Here is an 18,952-nt window from a genome sequence, read left to right on the forward strand (position 1 = left end):
ATCAGGGCAGTTCACGGTCAATGAGCTCGAACATCTCGTCGTCAGAGGCGGCTTCGAGGGCGTCGAAGTCGGTCGTGTCGGCCGGGGCGCCGGACCCGCCGCCGTTCCATGCCGCCAGCAAGGCGCCCAGCCGTTTGGCGATCCGCTGCCGGCCTTCGTCGTCCGTGACGAGGGTGGCCAAGGTGGTGTCCAGCCTGGCCAGCTCGCCCAGGACCGGGTCGACGGCGTCCCGGCCCGGCGCGGCTCCGTCGCCGGGTGCCAGCCGTTCCAGCAGGTAGTCGGCGAGCACCGCCGCCTCCGGATAGTCGAAGACGAGGGCGGCGGGCAGCCGCAGACCGGTGGCGGCGGCGAGCCGGTTGCGCAGTTCGACGGCGGTCAGGGAATCGAAGCCCAGCTCCTTGAAGCTGGCCTCGGCCTGTACCGCGTCCACATCGGCGTGTCCGAGGACCGTGGCGGCGTGGCCACGGACCAGGTTGAGCACGAGTCGGTGCCGTTCGGCCGTGGACAGGCCCGCGAGCCGGGCGCCCCAGTCGACCTGGCGGCCTTCCCCGGCCGCCGCCGCGGTGCGCCGCCCGGCGCCGCCAACGCCGCCGCCCGTGGCGGCCAGGGCGCGCAGCGTGGCGGGCAGGCTGTCGGCAGGCAGTCCGGCGAGGGTGCGGGTGTCCACCTGGGCGGCGACCAGATGGTCACCGCCGTGCTGGACGGCGGCGTCGAGCAGGGCCAGGCCGTGCCGGGTGCTCAGGGCGGCGACGCCGGTACGGGACATCCGGGCCAGATCCGCCTCGGCCAGGTGTCCGGTCATCCCGCTGGCGTCGGCCCACAGGCCCCAGGCAATCGATACGCCGGGCAGCCCGGCGGTCCGCCGATGGGCGGCGAGTGCGTCGCAAAAGGCGTTGGCCGCCGCATAGTTGGCCTGGCCGGGGCTGCCGAGTGTGCCCGCGGCGGAGGAGAAGAGGACGAACATGCCGAGCCGCAGATGGGCCGTCGCCGTGTGCAGATGGGCCGCGGCCGTGGCCTTGGCCGTCCAGACCCGCGCCAGCCGCTCGGGGGTCTGTGAGGTGACCACCGCGTCGTCCAGCACACCGGTGGCGTGGATGACTCCGGTCAGCGGATGTTCGGGGTCGATGCCCGCCACCAGATCCGCCACCGCCGTGGCGTCGGTGACATCCGCCGCCGCGATGCGCACCCGCGCGCCCAGCTCCTCCAGCCGGGCGGCCAGGTCGCGGGCGCCCGGAGCGTCCGGCCCCCGCCTGCTCACCAGCAGCAGATGGCCGATCCCCCAGGTGCGCACGAGGTGTTCGGCGATATACGCGCCGAGGGTGCCGGTGCCGCCCGTGATCAGCACCGTGCCGTCCGGGTCGACTGCTGCGGGTACGTCGAGCACCAGCTTGCCGGTGTGCCGGGCCTGGCTCAGCTGCCGTAGCGCGTCCCGCGCCCGGCTGAGCGGCCAGGGCCGTACGGGGGCGGGCCGCAGCACTCCGGCCGCGAACAGCTCGCTCAACTCGCGCAGCATCTCCCCGATGCGGTCCGGACCGGCGTCGGGGACCAGGTCGAAGGCGCGATAGCGGACGCCCGGATGCGTGGCCGCGAGGTGTTCCGGATCGCGGATGTCGGTCTTGCCCATCTCGGAGAGCCGTCCGCCGTCGGCCAGCAGCCGCAGGGAGGCGTCGACGTACGGCCCGGCGAGGCTGTTGAGCACCACATCGACGCCACGCCCGGCGGTGGCCTCGCGGAACACCTCCTCGAAGTCCAGGTCGCGCGACGAGGCACGATGCGCCTGGTCGATGCCCATCTCCTCGAGCACACCGTGCTTGCCGGGTCCGGCCGTGGCATAGACCTCGGCGCCCAAGTGGCGGGCGATCTGGACGGCCGCCATGCCGACACCGCCGGTCGCGGCGTGGATCAGCACCGATTCGCCGTCCCGCAACCCGGCCAGGTCCACCAGCCCGTACCAGGCGGTGAGGAACACCACCGGTACGGCGGCGGCCTGCCGGAAGCTCCAGCCGGCGGGGATCGGCACGACCATGCGCGCGTCCGCCACCGCCCACGGGCCGAACGCGCCCTCGAACAGGCCCATGACCCGGTCGCCCACCGCGAGCCCGGTCACCTCCGGGCCGATGTCCACGACGATGCCCGCGCCCTCGCTGCCGCGGAACACCCCGCCTCCGGGGTACATCCCGACGACGATCAGCGCATCGCGGAAGTTCATGCCCGCCGCGTGCACCGCGATCCGGACCTCTCCCGGCCGCAGCGGCTCCAGCGCCTCGGGGCACGGCACGGGCGTCACATTGTCCACGGTGGACGCGCCCCGCACGGCGAGTCGCCACGCGGGCTGTCCCACCGGGCCCACCAGGCCGCCGCTGCCGGGGCCGCCCGCACGGATCAGACGGGGCGCCCACACCCGGCCGGAGCCCACCGCCACCTGCGGTTCGTCCAGGGCGACGGCCCTCAGCACACCATCCAGCACCGCCGCGCCGATCTCATCGGCGTCGGGCGCGCCATGCGGATCGCGGTCGAGCAGGACGAACCGCTCCGGATTCTCCGCCTGTGCGCTGCGCAGCAGACCCCACACCGCGGCACCGGCCGCGTCCACGGCCCCGGCGTCGGAGTCCTCCGCCACCGGGGCACCGGCGGCGACCGCGCCGTGTGTCACCACGACCAAGCGGCTCTCGGCCAGCCGGGGTTCGGCCAGCCAGCCCCGCAGCAGGTCCAGGGTCCGCCCCACGGCCGCCAGGGCATCGGCTTCGGTGGCCCCCATCTCCACGGCCGTCGTCGAGGCCGGTACGGCGGTCAGCGCCACCGAGGGCGCGGGTGTTCCGGCGTCGAGCGCGGCGACCAGCGCCTCCAGGTCCGGATGGCGGACCACGCCCGGCAGGCCCAACGCCGCGCCCTCGGCGCCGAGCACCACCCAGCCGCCGTCCCCGGCCACCGGTTCGGGCAGCCCCGCGTCGGCGCCGGGCGCCGCCTCGGGGAGCGGGATCCAGTCGAGGGTGAACAGTCCGTCCACGGCGCCTCGGCCGGCGGTCCGCAACTGATCCGTACGGGCGGGGCGCAGCACCAGCGAGTCGACCGTCAGGACCGGGTCGCCGACGGCGTCGGCCACGGTCAGCCGCAGCGCCCGCTCGCCGTCCGTGCCCTGCTCACGCGGGGACAGCCGGACGCGTACGGTGGTCGCTCCGGCGGCCCACAGCGACACTCCGTTCCAGGCGAACGGCAGCCACACCTGGCCGGTGTCGCGCTCCTGCTCGGTCCCGGCGGTGAGCATGCCCGCCGGGTGCAGCGCGGCGTCCAGCAGCGCCGGGTGGATGCCGAATCCGGCCCGGTCGCCCGCCGCTTCGGGCAGCGCCACCTCGGCCAGCACATCCGCGCCGTCGCGCCACAGCTTCCGTACGCCCTGGAACGCGGGCCCGTATCCGTATCCGGCGGCCTCGGCACGCTCGTAGAAGCCGTCCGTGTCCACCGGCTCCGCGCCCGCCGGGGGCCAGGCTCCGGCGGGCTGGGGTGCCGGTTCGCCGTGGGGGCCGAGTACGCCGACCGCATGGCACACCCAGACCGGGTCCGCGGTGGTTTCGGCGTCGCGGTCGGGCCGGGAGTACACCCGTACGTCGCGGCGGCCGTCGTCGGCGGCCTCGCCCACCACCACCTGGACGCGCAGCCCGCCGGTGTCGGGGAGGACGAGCGGGACCTGCAGGGCGAGTTCCTCGACCGTGCCGCAGCCCGCCTCGTCGGCGGCCCGCAGCGCCCATTCGACCTGGGCCGCGCCCGGCACCAGCCGGGCGCCCGCCACCACGTGTTCGCCGAGCCAGCCCTCGCCGCCACCGGCCGTCAGCCGTCCGGTGAGCAGATGGGTACTGCCGTCGGCGAGTTCCACGGCCGCACCGAGCAGCGGGTGATCGGCGGAGACCAGGCCGAGGTCGATGGGGTCGCCGCCCCGGCCGGCGGTGCCTTCCAGCCAGTAGCGCTCGCGCTGGAAGGCGTAGGTGGGCAGCGGCACCGTGCGGGGCGCGGGGTCGGCGGGGAACAGGGTGGTCCAGTCGACGTCGGCCCCCGCGGTGAACGCCTGGGCGAGCGATCGCACCAGCTGGGCGAGATCGCCGTGGTCCCGGCGCAGGGTCGGTACGGTGGCGGCGGGAACGCCCGCCTCCTCGAAGCTCTCCTGCATGCCCACCGTGAGGACGGGGTGGGTGCTGGCCTCGATGAACACCCGGTGGCCATCGGCCAACAGCGCCTGAACCGCCTCGGCGAACCGCACCCGCTCCCGCAGATTCCGCACCCAATAACCCGTGTCCAGCACGGAGGCATCGGCCCGGCCGCCGGTCACGGTGGAGTAGAACACCACCCCGGCCCCGGACGCGCCGACCGGCTCAACTCCCCTCAGCAGCCCGGTGAGTTCCTCGGCGATCTCATCGACCTGGGGACTGTGCGAGGCGTAGTCCACCTCGATCGTCCGGGCGCGTTCCCCGATGTCACGACAGGCGGCCACGGCGGCGGCCACGTGCTCCGGCGGCCCGGACACCACAGTGGAGGCGGGGCCGTTCACGGCGGCCACGACCACGGCGGCGGCGCGGTCGCCGAGCCCGGACAGCAGCTCCGCGGCCTGTTCCTCACCTACGCCGAGGGAGGCCATGGCCCCGCCACCGGCCAGTTGGCGCAGCGCACGGCTGCGAAGGGCCACGATGCGGGCGCCGTCCTCCACGGTGAGCGCCCCGGCCACGCAGGCGGCGGCGATCTCGCCCTGGCTGTGGCCCACCACGGCGGCGGGCCGCACACCGTGGCCCGCCCACACGGCGGCCAGGGATACCATCACCGCCCACAGGACGGGCTGCACCACATCCACCCGGCTCAGATCGCCCGCGCCGTCCACGCCGCGCAGCACGTCGGTGAGCGACCATTCGACGTGGGGTGCGAGCGCTCGTTCGCACTCCGCCACCCGGGCGGCGAACACCGGCGAGGCGTCCAGCAGTCCGGCACCCATCCCGATCCACTGGGAGCCCTGCCCGGGGAAGACCAGCACCGGACCCGCGCCGCCCGGGGTGGCCGCCGTGCCCGTGTGCACCACGCCCGGGTGGGTCTCGTCGGCCGCCAACGCCTCGACAGCCGCCATCAGTTCGGCGCGGCTCTCGCCGACCACCACGGCGCGGTGGTCGAACAGGGTGCGGGAGCGGATGAGGGACCAGCCCACCTCGACGGGCGAGGCCGTGGGGTCGGTGGCCGGCCGCGCGGCCAGCGCCCGCGCCTGGTCCCGGAGTGCCTCGGCGCCCCGCGCGGACAGCACCCAGGGCACCACCCGGGGGCCGTCGGGGCCGGGCTCGCGCTCGGTGTGTCGGGCCTGGTCGAGGGCCTGTTCGAGGATCACATGGGCGTTGGTGCCGCTGATGCCGAAGGAGGAGACACCCGCGCGCCGGGGCCGTTCGGCCCGTGGCCACTCGACCGCCTCGGTCAGCAGCCGCACTCCGTCGTCGTCCCATTCCACATGCGGGCTGGGTGCGTTGATGTGGAGGGAGGCGGGCAACAGGCCGTGGCGCATGGCCATCACCATCTTGATCACACCCGCCACGCCCGCGGCGGCCTGGGTGTGCCCGATGTTGGACTTGATGGAGCCGAGCCACAGCGGACGTCCCTCGGGCCGCTCCTGTCCGTATGTGGCCAGCAGCGCCTGGGCCTCGATGGGGTCGCCGAGCGTGGTGCCCGTGCCATGGGCCTCCACCACATCGATGTCCGCCGGGGCGAGGCGTGCGGTGGCCAGGGCCTGGCGGATCACCCGCTGCTGGGAGGGCCCGTTCGGGGCGGTGAGGCCGTTGGAGGCGCCGTCCTGGTTGACGGCCGAACCACGGATCACCGCCAGCACCTCACGGCCGTTGCGGCGCGCGTCCGACAGCCGCTCCAGGACGAGCAGGCCGATGCCCTCGCCCCAGCCGGTGCCGTCGGCCGCCGCGGCGAACGGCTTGCAGCGGCCGTCCGGGGCCAGTCCGCGCTGCCGCGAGAACTCCACGAAGGTGTTCGGGGTGGCCATCACCGTCACCCCGCCGGCCAGGGCCAGGGTGCACTCCCCCTGCCGCAGGGCCTGCGCCGCGAAGTGCATGGCCACCAACGATGAGGAACACGCCGTGTCCACCGTCACCGCCGGCCCCTCCAGGCCGAAGGTGAACGCCACCCGGCCGGAGGCGATACTCGGTGTGCTGCCGGTCATCAGACGGCCCTCGACGCCCTCCGGGGTGCGGCCCAGGAAGCGGCTGCCGTAGTCGTCGTACATGACCCCGGTGATCACCGCGCTACGGCTGCCCCGCAGACTGACCGGGTCGATGCCCGCACTCTCGAACGCCTGCCACGCGGTCTCCAGCAGCAGCCGCTGCTGGGGGTCGGTGGCCAGCGCCTCGCGCGGGGAGATCCCGAAGAACTCGGCGTCGAACCGCGGGGCCTCGTAGAGGAATCCGCCCTCGCGGGCGTAGCTGGTGCCGGTGTGGTCCGGGTCGGGGTCGAAGAGGCCCGCGAGGTCCCAGCCGCGGTCCGCGGGGAACTCCCCGATCGCGTCCACACCCTCGGCCACCAGCCGCCACAGCTCCTCGGGGGAGCCGACGCCGCCCGGATAGCGGCAGGCCATGCCGACGATGGCGATCGGGTCGTCGTCGGCCGCCACGAGGGTGGCCGTCGGCGGGAGCGGTGTCTCGGCCACGCTCCCGACCAGCCGCTCGCGCAGGAAGCGCACCAGGGCGTCGGGGGTCGGATAGTCGAAGATGACGGTGGCCGGGATCCGGGTGCCGGTGGCCGCGTTGAGCCGGTTGCGCAGGTCCAGCGCCGTCAGCGAGTCGAAGCCGAGGTCCTGGAAGGCCCTGCCCAGTTCGATGGACTCCGGTGCGGGATGGGCCAGCACGGTGGCGACCTGGTCGCGTACCAGCTCTCCGATGAGCCGGTCCTGTTCCTCGGTGGACAGCCCGGCGAGCCGCCCGGACAAGGAACTCGTTCCGGTGTTCCGCGTGGCCTTCGTGGGGACGTGCACCAGCCGCCGCAGCACGGGCGGAAGTGGTCCGGCGGCGGCCCGGGTGCGCAGCGCCGCGAGGTCGAAGCGCGCGGGGACGAGCGTGGGGTGGTCGGTGGTGAGCGCCGTGTCGAGCAGCGTGAGCGCCTGCTCGTTGGAGACGGGGGCGATCCCGGAGCGGGCCATCCGGGCGAGGTCCGCGTCGTCCAGGTGGCCGGTCATGCCACCGGCGGACGCCAGCAGCCCCCAGGCCAGCGTATGGGCCGTCCGCCCCTCGGCGCGGCGGTGTTCGGCGAGGGCGTTGAGGAACATGTTGGCCGCGGCGTAGTTGGCCTGGCCGCCGTTGCCCATGATGGAGGCGGCGGAGGAGAACATCACGAACGCGGCCGGATCCATGTCCCGGGTCAGCCGGTGCAGATGCCATGCCGCATCCAGCTTCGGGGCCAGTACGGTGTCGAGTTGCTCGGGCGTCATGTCGGTGACCACGCCGTCGTCGAGCACCCCCGCGGCGTGGACGACGGCCGTCAGCGGATGCGCCGCGGGCAGGGCGGCGAGCAGCGCGGCCAGCGCCTCGGGGTCGGCGGCGTCACACGCGGCGATGCGTACGTCCGCCGCGCCCAGCGCGGTCAGCTCGTCAGCGAACGCGTCGATGTCCTCCGTGATGCCCCCGCGCCGGCTGACCAGCAGCAGATGGCGGACGCCGTGTGCGGTGACCAGATGCCGGGCGACCAGCCGCCCCAGCGCTCCGGTGCCACCGGTGATCAGCGCCGTGCCGTCCGGGTCGAGCGAGGTGTCCTGATGGGGGGCGCGGGGCGGGGTGTCCTGGTCGGGTCGGACCTTGACCAGACGGGGCACATGGGCCGTTCCCGCCCGTACCGCCACCTCGGATTCGGCACCGGCGACTGGAAGGGCGGTGCGCAGGACATCGCGCGACGCGGTGTCGTCGTCCAGGTCGAGCAGCAGGATGCGCTCCGGGTGTTCGGCCTGGGCGGCGCGGACCAGACCCCATACGGGCGCGGTAGCCAGGTCGGCGGGCCCGTCCCCGGGGCCGGTGGCGACCGCGCCACGGGTGGCGATGACCAGCCGGGCCCCGCTGAACCGCTCGTCCGTCAGCCAGGTGCGCAGTACGCCGAGGACATGGTGGACCGCCGCGCGTACACGGGCGGGCGTCTCGTCCGGGGGCGTTGCGGTGTCCGGTGCGCCGGAGCATGCGAGGACGACGACGTCGGGGGCGGGCTGTCCGCCGTCGAGGGCGGCCCGCAGGGCGGCCAGGTCCGGATATGCCGGGAGGTCCGGGTGTGCCGGGAAGTCCGGATGTGCCGGGAGGGCTGAGTCCGGGTCCTGGGATCCGACGAGCGCCCAACTCGCCGTGGGCGGGGCCGAGTCGGCGGAGACCGGATACGGCTGCCAGTCCAGGCGGTACAGCGGGGCGTCGGCCGTGGCAGCGCGGGCGGAGCGCCAGCGGTCGGCGGAGACCTCCCGCAGCCCGAGGGCGTCGATGGTGGCCACGGGCGCGCCGTGGTCGTCGGTCAGCCGCAGCGTGATGGTGTCCGGGGCGGTGGGGGTGATGCGCACGCGCAACCGGGTGGCGCCGGTGGCGAAGAGCCGTACCCCGCTGAAGGAGAACGGCAGTCTGACGGTTCCCTCGGCGCCGTCCGGCGCGTGGTCGCCGCCGAAGAGCTCTTCCACCGGGTGCAGGGCGCTGTCGAGCAGGGCGGGGTGCAGTCCGTAGCCCTCGGCCTCGCCGCGCTGTTCCGGGGCCAGGCGTACCTCGGCGAACATCTCCTCGCCGAGCCGCCATGCGGTGTGCAGGCCGCGGAAGGCGGGCCCGTAGGCGTATCCCTGTGCGGTCAGCCGCTCGTACAGGTCCGTCACGTCGACCGGAGAGGCCCCGGCGGGTGGCCAGGCCGTGGCCCGCGGTTCGTCGTCGGGCGGTGACGTGACCTGGTCGGCCAGTACGCCGGTGGCGTGGTGGCGCCAAGTGGCCGGGGCGTCCAGGGCGTCGCCGCCCTCGTCGGCGGGGCGCGAGGCGATGGTGACGGTCCGTTGTCCGGTCTCGTCGGGCGCGGTGACGGCGAGCTGGATCCGTACGGCACCGGAGGCGGGCAGGATCAGCGGCGCCTCCAGGGTGAGGTCGTCGAGCAGCTCGCAGCCGGTGTGCGCGGCGGCGAGGAGGGCCAGCTCCAGCAGGGCCGTACCGGGCAGGGGCACGCTGTCCGCGATGGTGTGGTCGGCGAGCCAGGCGTGGGTGTGTGCGGACAGCCGGCCGGTGAGCAGCAGCCCGCCGTCGGGTGTCTCCACGGCGGCCTGGAGCAGGGGATGACCGGTCGGGCCGAGGCCGACGGCGCGTACGTCGGCGGTGGCGTTCGGGACGGGCCGCCAGTACCGCTGCCGCTGGAACCGGTAGGTGGGCAGGTCGACACGGCCCGCTTCCTCGGGGAGGGCGGCGGCGAAGTCGACCGTGGCGCCGTCGATGTGCGTCAGGGCGAGCGCGGTCAGCAGCGTACGGGGCTCGTCGCGGCCCGGGCGCAGGGCGGTGGCGAACACAGGCGCGGTGTCAGGAGTATCGGGCGTGTCGGAGGCATCGGCGGTGGATGTCGTGGCGGCGAGGGCGTCCTGGGCCATGGTGGTGAGGACGGCGTCCGGGCCGAGTTCGAGGTAGCGCGTCACGCCTTCGCCGTGCAGGGTGCGCAGACCGTCGTGGAACCGTACGGGCTCGCTGACGTGGCGTACCCAGTACTCGGGGTCGCGGAGCTGCTCGGGGTCGGCCGGCCGGCCCGTGACGTTGGAGATCACCGGGATGCGCGGTGCGTGGTAGGTGAGCCGCCGCGCCACGTCGCGGAAGTCGTCGAGCATGGGATGGAGCAGGGGCGAGTGGAAGGCGTGGCTGACGCGGAGCCGCTTGGTGCGGTGCCCTCGCTCCTTCAGGGTGCGGGCGATCTCGTCGACGTCTTGCGCGGCTCCGGACACGACCACCGAGCTGGGGCCGTTGACCGCGGCGAGCGCCACGCGGTCCGCACGGCCGGTGAGCAGGGGGAGGACCTGTTCCTCGGTGGCTTCGACGGCCGTCATGGCGCCACCGGACGGCAGCGCCTGCATCAGCCGGCCGCGGGCGGCCACCAGCTCGCAGGCGTCGGGAAGGGACAGCACGCCCGCCACCTGCGCGGCCACCAGCTCACCGACGGAGTGGCCGGTCAGGAACGACGGGGTGAGGCCGAACGACTCGACGAGCCGGAAGAGCGCGGTCTCCAGGGCGAAGAGGGCCGCCTGGGTCACACCGGTGCCGTGCAGCGCCCGCGCCTGGTCGGTGTCCTCGGCCGCGAAGAGGGTGTCGCGCAGCGGGCGGCCGAGCAGCGGGTCCAGATGGGCGCAGGCGTCGTCGAGGGCGGCGGCGAACACATCGAAGGTCCGGTACAGCTCGCGGCCCATACCGGGCCGCTGGCTGCCCTGCCCGGTGAACATGAAGGCGGTGCCGCCGGAGCGGGCCGCCACCGTGGCCCTGGTCAGCCCGGGGTGGCTCCGGCCCTCGGCCAGGGCCCGCACGGCGGCCAGCAGTTCGTCGCGGTCCTCGCCGATGGCCACGGCCCGGTGTTCGAAGGCCGAGCGGGTCCGGGCGAGCGACCAGCCCACATCGGCCACGGACAGCCCGGGGTGGGCGGTGAGATGTGCGGCGAGTGCCTCGGCCTGGTCCCGTAACGCCTGGTCGGTTCGGGCGGACACCACCCAGGGCACCACGCTGCCGCCCTCCTCGGTGTCCACGGCGGTCGGGCCGGGGGTCCGGTCCGGGGCGGAGGGCTCGTCGGCGGGGGGCTGTTCGAGCAGCAGATGGGCGTTGGTCCCGGAGATGCCGAAGGAGGACACCGCCGCCCGGCGGGGCCGCTCGCCACGCGGCCAGTCGACGGCTTCGGTGAGCAGGCGCACGGCGCCGGTGTCCCAGGCGACATGGGGCGTGGGCTGGTCGACGTGCAAAGTGGCGGGCAGCGACTCATGCCGCATCGCCATGATCATCTTGATGACGCCGGCCACGCCCGCGGCGCCCTGGGTGTGCCCGATGTTGGACTTGACCGACCCCAGCCACAACGGCCGGTCCTCGGACCGGTCCCGGCCGTAGGTGGTGAGCAGCGCGTGGGCTTCGATGGGATCGCCGAGGCGGGTTCCGGTGCCATGTGCCTCCACCACGTCCACTTCGGCCGGAGACAGCCGTGCGTTCGCCAACGCCTGGAGGATGACGCGCTGTTGGGAGGGGCCATTGGGCGCGGTCAGGCCGTTGGAGGCGCCGTCCTGGTTGATGGCCGAGCCCCGGATCACCGCGAGCACCTGATGGCCGTTGCGGCGTGCGTCGGACAGCCGCTCCAGCAGCACCAGGCCGACGCCCTCGGAGAAGGCGGTGCCGTCGGCGTCGGCGGAGAACGCCTTGCACCGGCCGTCGGGAGCCAGCCCGCGCTGCCGGGAGAACTCGGTGAAGACGTTCGGGATGGCCATCACCGTCACCCCGCCGGCCAGCGCCAGGGTGCACTCACCCTGCCGCAGCGCCTGACCGGCCAGATGCATCGACACCAGCGAGGACGAGCACGCGGTGTCCACCGTGACCGCGGGTCCCTCCAGACCGAGGGTGTACGCCACCCGGCCGGAGAGCACACTGGGCGCGTTGCCCGTGACCAGATAGCCCTCGGCGCTCTTCTCGATGTGCGGGGTGCCGAAGCCGGGAAGCGCGGTCCCGGCGTATACGCCCGTCGAGGTGCCCTTCAGCGAGAGCGGGTCGATTCCGGCGCGTTCGAGCAGCTCCCAGGCCACCTCCAGCAGCAGCCGCTGCTGCGGGTCGATGGCCAGCGCCTCGCGCGGGCTGATCCCGAAGAACTCGGGGTCGAACCGGTCGGCGTCGTAGAGGAAACCGCCCTCGCGGGCATGGCTGGTGCAGGGGTGGTCCGGGTCCGGGTGGAAGAGTCCCTCCAGGTCCCAGCCGCGGTCGGCCGGGAACTCCCCCATGGCGTGCGTGCCCGAGGCGAGAAGCCGCCACAGCTTCTCGGGCGAGTCGGCCCCGCCCGGGTAGCGGCAGGCCATGCCGACCACGGCCACCGGCTCCTGGGAGCGGTCCTCCAACTCGCGCAGCCGCTGACGCGTTTCGTGCAGATCGCCTGCCACTCGCCTCAGATAGTCGACCAGCTTCTCTTCATTAGCGTGCGTCACAGAGGGTCACCCGGCCTTCAGCGAAGGGCGCGCCACGTTGTTCATGACAGGCCAAGTTCGTTGTCGATGAATTCCAGAACCTGATCGGCGGTCGCCACCTGCAACCGCTCCACGGCATTGCCGTCGTCCGCCTCCGCCGGCGAGCACATCGCCTTCCACTTGGACAGCAAGGTCTCCAGCCGGGCGGTGACCGCGCCGGAGTCCACGTCCTCGACGACGACGGCCGACAGGCTGTTCTCCAGCCTGACCAGCTCGTTGAGGACGGGGTGGGGCTGGGGTACGCCGGGGCCCTGGGCGCCCGGCTCACCGTCCGGCGAAAGCTCCTGGCGCAGATGCTCGGCCAGCACCGCCGCCTCCGGGTGGTCGAAGACGAGGGCCGCGGGCAGCCGCAGTCCGGTGGCCGCGGCCAGCCGGTTGCGCAGCTCCACGGCGGTCAGCGAGTCGAAGCCGAGGTCCTTGAACGACGCGTCCGGCTGCACCACACCCGGATCGGCGTGGCCGAGCACCGTGGCCGCCTGGGTACGCACCAGGTTGAGCAGCAGCCGGTGCTGTTCGGTGGACGGCAGCCCCCTGAGTCGGCCCGCCCAGTCGGTGGTCTGTCCACCGGCGGCGGCCGTGGGCCGGGCCCGCCCGCTGCCGCCGACGGTGGCGAGGGCCCGCAGGGGGGCCGGGAGGGCGCCGGGAGTCTGCGCGGCGAGGGAGCCGGTGTCCAGGTGGAGCGCCAGCAGATGCGGATGGCCGTGGTGGCAGGCCGCGTCCAGCAGTGCCAGCCCCTCCTCGGTGCTGTTGGCCTTGATGCCCAGACGGCCGATCCGGGCCAGATCGGCCTCGGCCAGCCGCGCGGTGAGACCGCTGGTGGCCGCCCAGAGTCCCCATGCCACCGACAGCCCGGGGAGCCCGGCCGCCTGGCGGCGGGTGGCCAGGGCGTCGCAGAAGGCGTTGGCGGCGGCGTAGTTGGCCTGGCCGGGGGTGCCGAGATCGGAGGCGAAGGAGGAGAACAGCACGAACATGCCCAGCCGCAGATGCGCGGTGGCCGTGTGCAGTTGGGCTGCCGCTGCGGCCTTCGCCGACCAGGCCCGCGCCAGCCGCTTCGGATCCTGCGAGGGCAGCATGGCGTCGTCCAGCGCCCCCGCCGCGTGCACGACACCGGTCAGGGGGTGGGCCGGGTCGATGCCTGCGAGGGCCTCGGCCACCTGGGCGGCGTCGCCGATGTCGCAGGCGACGATACGTACGTCGGCGCCCAGGTCGGTGAGGTGGGCCAGCAGCTCCGGTGCGCCGGGGGCCTCGGGGCCGCTGCGGCTCACCAGCAGCAGATGGCGGATGTTCCAGGCGCGGACGAGATGTTCGGCGACATGTCGGCCGAGGGTGCCGGTGCCACCCGTGATGAGCACGGTGCCGTCCGGGTCCACGGGGGCCGGGACGTCCAGCACCAGCTTGCCGGTGTGCTTGGCCTGACTCAGATACCGCAACGCCTCACGCGTCCGGCTCAGCGGCCACGCCCGTACCGGAGGAGGCTCCAGCACACCGGAGGCGAACAACTCGCCTAGCTCCCACAGCATTTGGCCGATACGATCCGGACCGGCATCAGCGATCAGGTCGTACGCCTGGTACCGGACCCCGGGATAGTCCACCGCGATGCGCTCCGGGTCGCGGACATCGGTCTTGCCCATCTCCAGCAACCGGCCGCCTTCGCGGAGGAGACGGAGCGAGGCATCCACGAACGGCCCGGCGAGACTGTTGAGCACCACATCCATACCCCGGCCACCGGTGGCCTCCCGAAGCGTCTCCTCGAAGTCCAGATCGCGTGAGGAGGCCCGATGCGCCTCGTCGATGCCCATCGACTCCAGCACCGCATGCTTCCCCGGACTCGCCGTGGCGTAGACCTCCGCGCCCACATAGCGCGCGATCCGCACCGCGGCCATCCCCACACCACCGGTCGCGGCATGGACCAGCACCCGTTCACCCGCCTGGAGCCCGCCCAGCTCCACGAGCCCGTACCAGGCGGTGAGAAACACCACGGGCGCCGCGGCTGCCTGCCGGAAGGTCCAGCCGTCAGGGATGGGTACGACCGTACGGGCGTCCGCCACGGCCTGCGGGCCGAACGCGCCCTCGAACAGGCCCATCACCCGGTCGCCCACCGACGCATGGGTCACCTCGGGGCCGATCTCCCGCACCACACCGGCGCCCTCGCTGCCCCCGAACACCACGTCCCCGGGGTACATCCCCAACACGATCAGCGCATCACGGAAGTTGAGGCCCGCCGCGTGGACATCGATCCGCACCTGGCCCGCCCGCAGAGGCTCCAGCACCTCCGGGCACGCCACCGGCCGCACGCCGTCCACCGTCCCGGCGCCCTCCAGCCCGAGCCGCCACGCGGACCGCCCCACCGGGGCTGCCAGGCCCCCGCTTCGCGCGGCGCGCACCAGCCGGGGCATCAGCGCCCGCCCCGCGCGCAGCGCCAGCTGCGACTCGTCCATTTCCACGGCGCGCGCCACGGCCTCGGCCACGAGGCGGGCGGACACCTCGGTGTGAGGGTCGAGATCGAGCAGCAGGAAACGGCCGGGGTTCTCGGCCTGCGCGCTGCGCACCAGACCCCATACCGCGGCCCCCGCCGCATCCACACCCTCGGCCGTGGGATCAACGCCATCCGCGTCACCCGTCGCGACGGCGCCACGCGTCGTCACCACCAACCGGGCCTCCGCCAGGCGTGGCTCGGCCAGCCAGTCCTGCAGCAGCGCCAGGACCCGTTCCGCCGAGGCCAGACCGTCGGCCGCGATGCCGCCATCCCGCGCATCCACCGGCTTGGCGGGCTCAAGGGCCAGTACGACCGCGGGGGCGGGCGCGCCCGCGTCGAGCGCGCTGATCAACGCCTGCGGATCCGGATGGCATACGGCGGCGGACCCGGCCGGAGCCCTGTCCCCGGGCCCCAGGATCGCCCAGCCGGCGTCATCGGCCGTGTGGTCCGTGGACTGCCCGGCGCCGTTGGGCGACGCGGGAACCGGCAAGGGAACCCAGTCCATGACGAACAGCCCATCTGCGCCCGGGCGTTGGGCCGTACGCAGCTGATCAGGGTCAGCCGATCGCAACACCACCGCGTCGGCGCTGAGCACCGGGGCACCGAGAGCGTCCGCCACCGTCACCCGCAGCGTGCGCTCCCCCTCCGCGCTCGGCTCGTACGGAGAGATCCGCACCCGTACCGTGGTCGCCCCGGCCGCCCACAGCGACACTCCGTTCCAGGTGAACGGCAGCCACACCCGGCCACCGGCCGACTCGGCGTCGTCGCTCGTGGACCCCTCGGTCAGCAGAACGGGATGCAGCGCGGCGTCGAGCAGCGCGGGGTGGATGCCGAACCCCGTCCGCTCCCCCGCCGCTTCGGGCAGCGCCACCTCGGCCAGCAGGTCAGCGCCCTCCCGCCACACGGCGCGAAGCCCCTGGAAGGCCGGGCCGTACGCATACCCCGAGGCCGCGATGTGCTCGTAGAAGTCCACGGGGTCCACCGGCTTCGCGCCCGCCGGTGGCCATGCCCCGCCCAGCTCCTCCACCGGCCCGGGGCCCTCGGGAGGCGGGCTCAGCACACCCTCCGCATGGCACACCCACCCGGCCACCGTGTCGCCACCGTCGTCGGGACGCGAGTACATCCGCACATCGCGTCGGCCATCGGCACCCGGCCCGCCGACGACCACTTGCAGACGCACCCCGCCGTGGGGCGGCAGCACGAGCGGTACCTGAAGCGCCAGCTCCTCCACACCACCGGAGCCGACCTCATCGGCGGCCCGCAACGCCCATTCCACCAGGGCCGTCCCGGGCACCAGGGCCGCGCCCGCCACGACATGGTCGGCGAGCCAGCCATGGGACTGTGCCGAGAGCCGTCCCGTCAGCAGATGGCCCTGGCCGTCGGCGAGCTCCACGGCGGCGCCCAGCAACGGATGCCCCGCCGCGACCAGGCCGAGGTCGGTGGGATCGGCACCCCGGCCGCTGCTGAGGCCATCGAGCCAATAGCGCTGGCGCTGGAAGGCGTACGTGGGCAGATCGACCGTACGAGGCGTGGGGTCGGCCGGGAACGCGGCCCTCCAGTCCACCTCGACCCCAGCAATGAACGCCTGGCCCAGCGACTGCAGAAGCTGAGCCCGCCCACCGTGATCACGACGCAACGTGGGCACCGCAACCGCATCCACACCCACCTGCTCGAACGTCTCCTGCAAACCGAGAGTCAGCACAGGGTGGCTGCTGGCCTCGATGAACACCCGATGCCCATCCGCCAGCAACGCCTCGACCGCATCGGCAAACCGCACCCGCTCCCGCAAATTCGCCACCCAATAGCCCGTGTCCAGGACGGAAGCGTCCGCCCGCTCACCGGTCACCGTCGAATAAAACGCCACCTCATCCGCCCCACCAACAACCGGACGGACACCACCCAGAACCTCATTCAACTCCTCCCGGATCTCCTCCACCTGAGGACCATGCGAGGCATAATCCACCTCAATCAACCGCGCCCGCTCCCCCACCTCCTGACACACCGCCACCACAGCGGCCACCTGCTCCGGCGGACCCGAAACCACCGTCGACGAAGGCCCGTTGACAGCCGCCACCCCTACACCAGCCGCCTGATCACCCAGACCGGAGAGCAACTCACCCGCCCGCTCCTGACCCACACCGAGGGAGGCCATCGCCCCGCCACCAGCCAACCGTCGCAACGCCTTGCTGCGCAGCGCCACAACCTTGGCGCCGTCCTCCAGGGACAGCGCCCCCGCCACCACCGCAGCCGCGATCTCACCCTGGCTATGACCCACCACCGCCACAGGACGCACCCCATACCCCGCCCACACCGCAGCGAGCGACACCATCACCGCCCACAGGACAGGCTGGACCACATCCACCCGGCCCAGATCCGCCCCACCCTCCACACCACGCAACACATCCGTCAGCGACCAGTCCACATACGCCGAAAGCGCCCGCTCACACTCCCCCACCCGCGCCGCGAACACCGCCGACACCTCCAACAACTCCGCACCCATCCCCACCCACTGCGAACCCTGACCCGGAAACACCAACACCGGACCCACATCACCCACCAACGCCGCCCCACCCGGCTCCACCACACCCGGATGCGACACACCCCCCACCAACGCCCCCACAGCAGCCGACAACTCGGCCCGGTCACCACCCACCACCACCGCCCGATGCTCAAACACCGACCGCGTGGTGACCAACGACCACCCCACATCAACGGACGACAGCTCGGACGCGCCCTCCACCCGCTCAGCCAGAGCGGCAGCCTGCCCCCGCAACGCCTCCTTGCTACGGGCCGAGAGCACCCACGGAACCGTGCTCACGTCCGAGCAGGCCGGGTCCATTGGCGCATCGTCCTCTGGCGCCTGCTCCAGGATCAGATGGGCGTTCGTACCGGAGATGCCGAACGAGGAGACCGCCGCACGGCGGGGTCGTTCCAGGTGGGGCCACTCCACCGGTTCGTTCAGCAGCCGCAGCCCGCTGTCCTCCCAGTCCACGTGCGGGGTGGGGACGTCGAGGTGCAGGTTCGCGGGCAGTTGTGGGTGCCGGAGCGCCATCACCATCTTGATCACGCCTGCCACACCGGCCGCCGCATGCGTATGGCCGATGTTGGACTTCAGCGAGCCCAACAGCAGTGGTCTGTCGGCGGGGCGGTTCTGGCCGTACGTGGCGGTCAGGGCCTCGGCCTCGATCGGGTCGCCGAGTTTGGTGCCGGTGCCGTGTGCCTCGAGGGCGTCCACATCGCCCGGGGTCAGCTGGGCGTTGGCGAGCGCCTGGCCGATGACGCGTTCCTGGGCCACGTCGTTGGGCGCGGTGAGGCCGTTGCTGGCGCCGTCCTGGTTGATCGCCGAGCCACGGATCACCGCCAGCACCCGATGGCCGTTGCGCCGCGCCTCCGAGAGCCGCTCCAGCACCACCAGGCCGACGCCTTCGGAGAAGCCGGTGCCGTCCGCGTCGGCGGCGAAGGACTTGCACCGGCCGTCCGGGGCCAGTGCGCGCTGCCGGGAGAACTCGGTGAACATGATGGGGGTGGCGAGCGAGGTGACACCGCCCGCCAGGGCCAGGGTGCACTCTCCCTGCCGTAGCGCCTGTACCGCCAGATGCATGGCCACCAGCGAGGCCGAACATGCGGTGTCCACCGTCACCGCCGGCCCCTCCAGACCGAAGGTGTAGGCCACCCGGCCCGAGATCACGCTGGTGAGTCCGCCCGTGGTGGCGTAGCCCTCGAATCCTTCGGGGATGCGTGGGGCCCGGGACAGATAGTCCTGGCTGGACACACCGGCGTAGACACCGGTGCGGGTCCCCTTGAGCGACACCGGATCGATACCGGCCCGTTCAAGGGATTCCCAGGCCATCTCCAGCACCAGCCGCTGCTGCGGGTCCATGGCGAGCGCTTCCCTGGGGCTGATGCCGAAGAACGCCGCGTCGAACCGGTCCGCTTCGACGAATCCGCCCTGCCGGACACAGCTCGTGCCGTAGTGCTCCGGATCGGGGTGGTAGAGGTTCTCGAGGTCCCAGCCGCGGTCCGTCGGGAAGTCCCCGATCGCGTCGACACCCGAGACGAGCAGTTCCCACAGCTCCTCCGGGGAGGTGACCCCGCCGGGAAAGCGGCAGGCCATGCCGACCACGGCCACCGGCTCGTGGGAACGCTCCTCCATCTCGCGCAAACGCAGACGCGTATCGTGCAGATCGGCGGAAACACGCTTGAGGTACTCGACCAGCTTCTCTTCGTTCGCCATGAGGGTTACCCGGCCTTCAGCGATCGTCGCGCCCGGCACA

General features: G+C 73.2%; 2 protein-coding genes. Both read right to left on the reverse strand.

Annotation, left to right across the window (positions count from 1 at the left end):
* Position 1: 1 nt before the first annotated feature.
* Positions 2-12,163: a type I polyketide synthase gene (locus tag J5X86_RS23865; protein WP_208518798.1), complete on the reverse strand. Its 12,162-nt coding sequence runs from the start codon at positions 12,161-12,163 to the stop codon at positions 2-4.
* A gap of 41 nt (positions 12,164-12,204) precedes the next feature.
* Complete coding sequence (locus tag J5X86_RS23870) at positions 12,205-18,912, reverse strand: type I polyketide synthase (protein WP_243981241.1); 6,708 nt, start codon at positions 18,910-18,912, stop codon at positions 12,205-12,207.
* Positions 18,913-18,952 lie beyond the last annotated feature (40 nt).

This window comes from Streptomyces sp. NEAU-YJ-81, assembly GCF_017592595.1.
GTDB classification, from domain to species: domain Bacteria; phylum Actinomycetota; class Actinomycetes; order Streptomycetales; family Streptomycetaceae; genus Streptomyces; species Streptomyces hygroscopicus_B.

Excerpts from the sequence above, each read along its gene's own strand:
- J5X86_RS23870 (WP_243981241.1), bottom strand. The coding sequence starts at position 18,912 with ATGGCGAACGAAGAGAAGCTGGTCGAGTACCTCAAGCGTGTTTCCGCC.